The following is an 8325-nucleotide window of genomic DNA, read 5'->3' on the forward strand; positions in this document are numbered from 1 at the left end:
TTATTTCTTGAATTCTACAATGGTCACGCCGGCATCGCCTTCTCCGAATTCGCCGAGACGGAAGGAAGCTACGTGCTTTTGGCGCTTCAGGTAATTGTGGACACCTTTGCGGAGGGCACCGGTACCTTTTCCGTGAACGATACGGACGGATTTCATGTGTGCGATATAGGCGTCATCCAGATATTTATCCAGCTCTGCAACTGCCTCATCTACGGTTTTTCCCAGAAGATTGATCTCTGTGGAAATGCTGGCTGCCTTGGACATACGGATCTTTCCGGCGCCGGTACGCTGCATGGACGGAGTGGTGATCACCGGCTCGTCCACAAGCTCCAGATCGGAGATATGAACCTTGGAACGTATGATACCCATCTGCACAAAGAGATATCCTTTGGAATCCGGATGACTGGAAACTGTTCCCTTGAGATTCAGGCTGAGCACCTTTACGGTATCGCCAAGAGAAAGATCGGATGGCTTCAGCTGTTTCTTTGGCTTTTGCTTCTGCTGTCTGGAAGACATTCCATTTTCGGCTTTTGACATACGTTTTTTCAGGTTCTGGCGCTCTTTTTCCACGGAAGCGGTATCTACGTGATCCTTCTGGAATTTATGGAAAAGCTTCATGGTCTGATCTGCGTATTCCTTGGTATCGCGGAGAATCGCATGTGCCTGTTCATTGGCTTCTCTGAGAATCCGCTCTTTACGTTCATCCAGCTTTTCTTCTTTTTCCTGAAGAGATTTTTTCAGCTCTTCTACCTGTTCTTTGTAACGGGCAATTTCAGCACGCTCGTTTTCGATGGTGACACGGCTCTGCTCCAGGGATGTCAGAACATCTTCGAAAGATTCATCCTGCTCGCTGATCTGTTCCTTTGCTTTGTCGATGATGAAATCCGGAAGCCCCAGCTTGGAAGAAATGGCAAATGCGTTACTTTTTCCCGGAACACCGATCAGAAGGCGATAGGTCGGACGTAAGGTTTCCACATCGAATTCACAGCAGGCATTTTCCACACCTGGAGTGGAGAGGGCATAGATCTTCAGTTCGCTGTAATGGGTGGTTGCCATGGTACGGATACCCTGCTCGTGAAGATGTGACAGGATCGCAATGGCAAGAGCGGCACCCTCGGTAGGGTCCGTACCTGCACCAAGCTCATCGAAGAGGACCAGGGAATCCTGATCTGCGGATTTCAGGAAGGAAACCACGTTTGTCATATGAGAGGAGAAGGTACTTAAGGACTGTTCAATGCTCTGCTCATCTCCGATATCAGCATAAACCTCGCGGAAAAGTGCAAGTTCGGAACGATCCAGCGCCGGGATATGGAGACCCGATTGTCCCATCATGGTAAGAAGACCTACGGTTTTCAGAGAAACAGTTTTACCACCGGTGTTTGGTCCGGTGACAACCAGGAGGTCAAAATCATCCCCGAGACGGATGTCAATAGGAATGGCTTTTTTCTTATCAATCAGTGGATGACGGGCCTGGCGAAGCCGGATCCGGCCCTCTGTGTTGAAAACAGGTTCACTGGCGTTCATGTCCATGGCAAGTGCGGCACGGGCAAAAATAAAGTCCAGCTGTACCATGATGGAAAGATCTGCGTGAATAGCCTCCAGCTCAGCAGCTACCTGCTGGCTTAAGGATGCAAGGATCACTTCGATCTCTTTCTGCTCTTTCAGCTCTAGCTCGCGGATGTCGTTGTTCAGCTTGACAACAGCCATGGGCTCAATGAAAAGGGTGGAGCCAGTGGCGGACTGGTCGTGGATCATACCGGGAACCTGGCCTTTATATTCAGCCTTTACCGGGATACAGTAGCGACCGTCGCGCATGGTGATAACGGAATCCTGAAGATAATTCCTGGCACTTCCTGCAACCAGAGAAGAAAGCTGGGTGTGTATCCGGTCGTTGGTGGCTTTGATGCTGCGGCGGATCTGACGAAGCGTGCTGCTGGCATCGTCACTGATCTCATCCTCGGAAAGGATACAGCGGCGGATCTCTGTGCTGAGGGGTGTCAGAGGTTCCAGTGCCGCAAACATTCCGTCAAGGGAATCGGTCATTCCGTCATCACGGTCACTTCTGGAATAGGCCTTTACACGACCGGTATTCTCAAGAAGACTGCAGACAGAAAGCAGCTCCGGTGTATTCAGGGCGCTGCCAACAGTAAGACGTTTTAATGTGCCGCGGATGTCCTTGACGCTGCCGAAGGAAATGCCGCCTTTTTTGAACAGGCGTGCAAGGGCATCGTGTGTCTGCAGCTGCATGGACCGGATCTCTTCAATGTCTGTGGAAGGGGTAAGCTTCCGACAGAGATCTTTTCCCATGGGGGAGGATGCCTTGTCTGTGAGCAGATCTATGATTTTATAGTATTCAAGTGCTTTGTATGCTTTTTTGTTCATTGTTGCTATAGTTACTCCTTTTTGTTACTTCTGTTGATTCTGTGCTTTTCTGCGTAACACAGGATATGCAAAAAAACACTTCGTTTCCTATTTTACATGATTTCCATAGCAAAGGAAAGTAAAATGTGTTATGATACTGAATAAAGCCCGGAAGTAAGTGGAAACTGTGCAAAAATGCCAGAAAGCCCGGACCGGGATGCGGCCAAAGATCATAAAGAAAGTCTGGCTATGAATGCAAAGTGTGAAGCGGATGTGTTCGTGAGTATGTCTGCTTTGAAAGTAAAAAGAACAGAAAGGCAAGAATTTTATGCGTTTTTTAAATGAATTACATGAGGGAGACAGAGTAAACGGGATCTATCTCTGCAAACAGAAACAGGCAGCTACAACGAAGAATGGCAAGCCCTATGAGAATCTGATCCTTCAGGATAAAACAGGTGTGATCGATGGTAAGATCTGGGATCCCAATTCTCTGGGAATTGATGAGTTTGATACTCTTGATTACATTGAGATCATGGGAGATGTGACAAGCTTTGCAGGCGCCATGCAGCTGAATATCAAGAGAGCACGCAAGGCAGGAGAAGGGGAGTATGATCCGGCAGATTATCTTCCTACCAGTGAGAACAGTGTGGATGATATGCAGAGCCAGCTACGAGAGCTTATCAACAGTGTGAAGAATCCCTATCTTTCCCAGCTTCTGAAGAAGCTCTTTGTGGAAGATCAGGAATTTATGAAGATATTTGAGGGACATTCTGCAGCGAAGACCGTACATCATGGCTTTATCGGCGGGCTGATGGAGCACACTCTTGGAGTGACCCGTCTCTGCGATTATATGGCGAATGCATATCCACTATTGAACCGAGATCTTCTGATCACAACCGCACTTCTTCATGATGTGGGCAAAACGAAGGAGCTTTCTGCTTTTCCGATGAATGATTATACAGATGAGGGACAGCTTCTTGGACATATTGTGATCGGGGCACAGATGGTGCATGATCTTGCAAAAGAGATCCCGGATTTTCCGGAGAAGCTTGAAAATCAGGTGATCCACTGTATTCTTGCACATCATGGTGAGCTTGAGTACGGTTCTCCCAAGAAACCGGCACTTGCAGAGGCAGTTGCCCTGAATCTGGCAGACAATACAGATGCAAGGATGGAGACACTGACAGAAATTTTTCACGCAGACAAAGGCAAAAAAGAATGGCTTGGTTTCAACCGGCTTTTTGAGTCCAATTTAAGAAGAACAGGAGATATTTAATACATGGAATTCCGTAAAAACGATATACTCACTTTAGATATAGAGGATTGCGGAGTTGACGGTGAAGGTATCGGGAAAGCCGATGGCTTCACCGTTTTTGTGAAAGACGCCGTGATCGGAGACCGGATCAAAGCCAAGATCATCAAGGCAAAAAAGAACTATGGCTATGGCCGCCTGATGGAGGTGATCACACCGTCTCCATACCGTGTGAAACCTGTCTGCTCTATTGCCCGCCAGTGCGGAGGATGCCAGCTTCAGGCATTATCCTACGAGCAGCAGCTGAAATTTAAAGAGAAAAAGGTTCGTGGACATCTGGAAAGAATCGGAGGTTTTCAGAATCTTGATATGGAACCGATCATGGGGATGGAAGACCCCTATCATTATCGAAACAAGGCACAGTTTCCGGTAGGAAAAAATAAAGACGGAAAGATCATCACAGGCTTTTATGCAGGAAGAACCCACTCCATCATTGATAACCGAGAATGTATTCTGGGAGTGAAACAGAATAAAGAGGTTTTGGACCGTGTGATCGGACACATGGAAAAATATCATGTACAGCCCTACGATGAGGCCACGGGAAAAGGTCTTGTACGTCATATTATGATTCGTTACGGCTTCCATACAGATGAGATGATGGTCTGTCTGATCTTAAACGGAGATAAGATCCCTGCAGAAAAGGCTCTTGTGGAATCACTCTGTGAAATTCCGGAAATGACCAGCATTACCATCAATGTTAATAAAAAACGGAACAATGTGATCCTGGGTGATCAGCTTCGCCTCCTTTGGGGACAGTCCTATATAACGGACAGCATCGGAGATATTTCCTATCAGATCTCTCCCCTGTCCTTTTTCCAGGTCAATCCCATCCAGACCGAAAAACTGTATGGAAAGGCTCTGGAGTACGCCGGCCTTACGGGAAATGAAACTGTCTGGGATCTGTACTGCGGAATCGGAACTATCTCCCTGTTCCTGGCCCAGAAAGCAAAATTCGTCCGCGGCGTGGAGATCGTACCACAGGCCATTGACAATGCAAGAGAGAATGCGAAGCTCAATGGCATTGAGAATGTAGAGTTTTTTGTCGGAAAAGCAGAGGAAGTGCTGCCGAGAGAGTATGAGAAGAATGGCGTTTATGCAGACGTTATCGTGGTAGACCCGCCACGGAAGGGCTGTGATGAGGTACTTCTGAATACGATCCTTAAAATGAAGCCGGAGAGGGTTGTGTATGTGAGCTGTGACAGTGCGACACTGGCGAGGGATCTGAAGGTGCTGTGTGCGGAGGATTATGAACTGGTGCGGGTTTCTACTACTGATATGTTTCCGCAGGGAGTCCATGTTGAGACGGTTGTCTTGCTTTCCAAGGGTGAGGTCGACTCGAAAAAGATTCGGGTTGAGTTCTCTTTGGAAGATATGGATATGTCCGAATTTCAGGATGGGGCAACCTACACCCAGATCAAGGACTATGTGCTGGAGCATAGCGGGTTAAAGGTATCCAACCTTTATATCTCGCAGATTAAACGAAAATGTGGGATTGAGGTCGGCAAGAACTACAATCTGCCCAAATCCGAAGATTCCAGACAGCCCCAGTGTCCGCCGGAAAAAGAGAAAGCAATCCGAGAAGCTATGAAATATTTTGGGATGATTTAATATCCCATATTATGGAGGTTGCTTATGGATAGATTGATTTCTTGTGAGTTCAACATGGATAATGCTTGTGTGGAACTAAAATTTGCAAATGGCAGCATGATTGCCATTGATACCATCGCCGTGGAGAATGAGGTTGCCGATAATATGTATCAGCGGTCAGAATTGGACTATCTGATCTACAATGATCCGATTGGATATGCAGACTTGATATTGAACGGAAACCCCGAAATTTATCTAAAAACTGTAACTGAATGTAAACCCTTAGATTAAAACTCAGCCCTCTGCCTTTTCCTTGGCAGAGGGCCGTTTTTTGCTTAACAGTTATTGAGCATCCCTTAATTGCTCTACAACACTGCATTTTGCTGCGTTGTCATACATCATGCAGGGGATCAGCCACCCCAGCAGAAGAAATACCGGAATTGTCAGCAGGACAGGCAGAATGGTGAATCGATACTCAAAGAACCAGAACATACTGCCCAGCATTTTTCCCGCAAGAGGTCCCACCGCCAGCGACAGAATAAAAGCCACCGCTACGGAGGACATTGCGTAAAACAATCCCTCGTAGATCAGCATGGTTTTGAGCTGCCGGTTCGTCATTCCTACAGCCTGAAGCACAGCAAATTCACGGCGGCGGGAAAGAATACCGGTCATCATGGCGTTGAAGAAATTTAAGAGTCCCACCAGCCCAATGATAGCACAGAGGATACCACCTATCAGAAGGAACATCTGCCGGAACTGAGCAAATTCAGAGCGAGCCGTGGCCTTGCTTTCATACATCAAGGGCGAAAACTCACCGGCAGTGAGCTTCGATAGATATTGCTCTGCTTCGGCCTCGTCAACTTCGTCCGCTGTGTCGAACAGGTAGAGCATCGGAATGGCTGCACCACCGCTGTCCCTCTGTGCGGTGTCCACAGACAAAACTACGTCATATCCAAAACCACTATAACGATAACTCATGGAATTCGGAAGATTTACCAAGGCGCAGACCGTGTACTCTACATCTCTGGCTCCATACAGTTTTTCCTGAAAGTACTCCTCCGGTGTAACTTCGGTGAGTTCCCCGGTGCGGCTGTCGATATATTTCACATCGTCCGCATAGGTAACGGTGATCGTGTCTCCCACCTTGGGGTAGTATTCAGGATTGCGCAGATTACCGTAGTCATCTAAGGAAACCGCAATGGCAATGGCGTTATTGTCCGGCTCCAACATGGGAGAAATATCTCCGTCGAACACTTGCAGCTTGTCAAACAGACTGTTATCCAGAGCCTCGATTCTGGTATCTCCCATCACCATATTGCCCCGGTGCTCCAGACGGCTCATATGGCTGTCCAACTGCTCGGCGCTTTCGTACCTTGCATAGTCCTGCCGCAGAGCATCCTCCGTCATCCACAGGTAGGCGGGTTTTCGCACAGCATATCCCGTGCCGGAAAGACTGGCCTTTGTGTTTGCTGCGATCTCCTCGATCTGTTCTGGCGTGATGAATTCATCTGCCGGGTTGTAACGGAAATAGTCGGGCGTGCTGACGATAAAATCGGCGCAGGTCATGGAGGATACATACTTCTCCATGCTGAAGCCGCCCACAAAGGCACACAGCGCATTGAACAGTGTCACCGACAGTGCCAGAGACACCACCACCAGCACCGTCTTTTTCTTGTTTCGTCCCAGATTGGCAAAGGCCATCTGATGGAGCTTCGCTCCCCGGATGCTGCGCCGTTTTTTCTTGGTCTGCATCACATCCGTATATTTGGTAGCCTCCACCGGAGAGACCTTGGCTGCCATTTTTCCGGGCTTGGAACAGGACAAAAGCACCGTCAACAAGGCAAACAGCATGGACCCAAGGAAGATCACAGGCGAAGTACTGATGGTGGTGATGCCTGTATCCAACTGGATGGAGTGCAAGACAACAGGCACCAGAACAGCGCCGATGCCGTAGCCCAGCAGCAGCCCTGCCGGAATGCCGATCAGACAAAGCAGAAGTGCCTGCTGGCGAATGATACGTTTGAGCTGCCGGGGCGTTGTGCCAATGGTTTTCAGAAGTCCGTAAAACCGGATATCCCCTACAACAGAGATCTGGAAAATGTTATAGATGATAAGATACCCCGTGAAAATCACCAGTAGCAAAAAAGCTGCTATGGCGATCACAAGTTCCGGATCAAGCTTCGACTCCAGCTGGGATGAGGTATATCCCCAATTGACGCCGATTCGGACGCTGTTGGGATCGGTATAGCTGTCCCATGTGTAACCAAGATCGGTATCCACCTGCTCCATCTGCCCTTGAATGTTTGTGCCGGAGGCCAGCATGACATTCAAATCTGTGCGGAAAGGCTGTAAACCTGTTTTCACTGCCTGCGCTTCGATGTCATCTGCGTAATCACGGCTGATGTTGATGTAATGAACAGGCATTAGTTCATCATAGTCCCAATAGCCCACCAGCGTAAAGGTATCTGTTACAGTAAAGGCGGTTTGATCCTTGTCCGTAATGGAATAGGAAACCGTGACCTCGGCGCCCAGCTCCGGCGTTACGCCAAGCAGCTGCAACGCTGCCGTATCCATGGCTACCTCTTTGCCGCTTTCGGGCATCCGTCCGGTAGTAGGGGTTGCATAGCTCCATTTAGTGCAGTTGGCATCCATGTAGCTGATCTCTGCCGGTATTTTGGCAAAGACCCCCTCCGCAGTGATACCGATTACCTTCCGTGCCCCCGCAGCCTTCACCTTTGGGTGGGCAGCGATGCGTTCCGCCTGCTCGGGGGAAACATCCTTAAAGGTGCCATGCGCATAGCCGCCTACCTGCCGAAACTGGTAGGTTTCATAGCTGGCGTTCAACGACAAGACAATGGTGAACATGGACGTAAATAGTAGCGTTGTCAGCGCAATGGCAAAAATGGCGATCAGATTGCGGCGACGGTTCGCATAAAGAGATTTTAAGCTGAGCTTTCGAATACATTTTCTGTTTTTGACATTCATCGTAGCCACCTCCCGTTAGTTCTGGGAGACGATCCGACCATCTTCGATACGGATAATGCGGTCTGCCATCTGCGCAATTT

5 protein-coding genes are annotated in these 8325 nt (G+C 48.6%); 3 read left to right on the forward strand and 2 right to left on the reverse strand.

The annotated features are described in order from the left end of the window. Complete coding sequence (locus NCY57_RS10090; RefSeq protein ID WP_250789637.1) at positions 1 to 2382, reverse strand: endonuclease MutS2; 2382 nt, start codon at positions 2380 to 2382, stop codon at positions 1 to 3. 307 nt (positions 2383 to 2689) lie between these two features. Between NCY57_RS10090 and NCY57_RS10095 the strand changes: the two genes are divergently transcribed. The 3 genes from NCY57_RS10095 to NCY57_RS10105 are packed head-to-tail and all read left to right on the forward strand — an operon-like array spanning position 2690 to position 5551. Then, positions 2690 to 3637 (forward strand): 3'-5' exoribonuclease YhaM family protein, encoded by a 948-nt coding sequence (locus NCY57_RS10095; protein ID WP_015524370.1) that lies wholly within the window; start codon positions 2690 to 2692, stop codon positions 3635 to 3637. 3 nt (positions 3638 to 3640) lie between these two features. Beyond that, on the forward strand, positions 3641 to 5281 hold the full coding sequence (gene rlmD / locus NCY57_RS10100; protein ID WP_250789638.1) for a 23S rRNA (uracil(1939)-C(5))-methyltransferase RlmD: 1641 nt from the start codon (positions 3641 to 3643) through the stop codon (positions 5279 to 5281). Positions 5282 to 5305: 24 nt separating this feature from the next. Then, the gene (locus NCY57_RS10105) at positions 5306 to 5551 is read left to right on the forward strand and encodes a DUF6061 family protein (RefSeq protein ID WP_156058195.1); all 246 of its coding nucleotides are present in this window, start codon (positions 5306 to 5308) and stop codon (positions 5549 to 5551) included. A gap of 51 nt (positions 5552 to 5602) precedes the next feature. On the opposite strand, the gene NCY57_RS10110 is transcribed toward NCY57_RS10105, so the two are convergent. Beyond that, on the reverse strand, positions 5603 to 8245 hold the full coding sequence (locus tag NCY57_RS10110; RefSeq protein WP_173733190.1) for an ABC transporter permease: 2643 nt from the start codon (positions 8243 to 8245) through the stop codon (positions 5603 to 5605). Between the last annotated feature and the right edge of the window lie 80 nt (positions 8246 to 8325).

Origin of the sequence: Blautia sp. MB18-30 (genome assembly GCF_023669475.1) — a bacterium.
Lineage (GTDB): Bacteria > Bacillota > Clostridia > Lachnospirales > Lachnospiraceae > Blautia_A > Blautia_A fusiformis.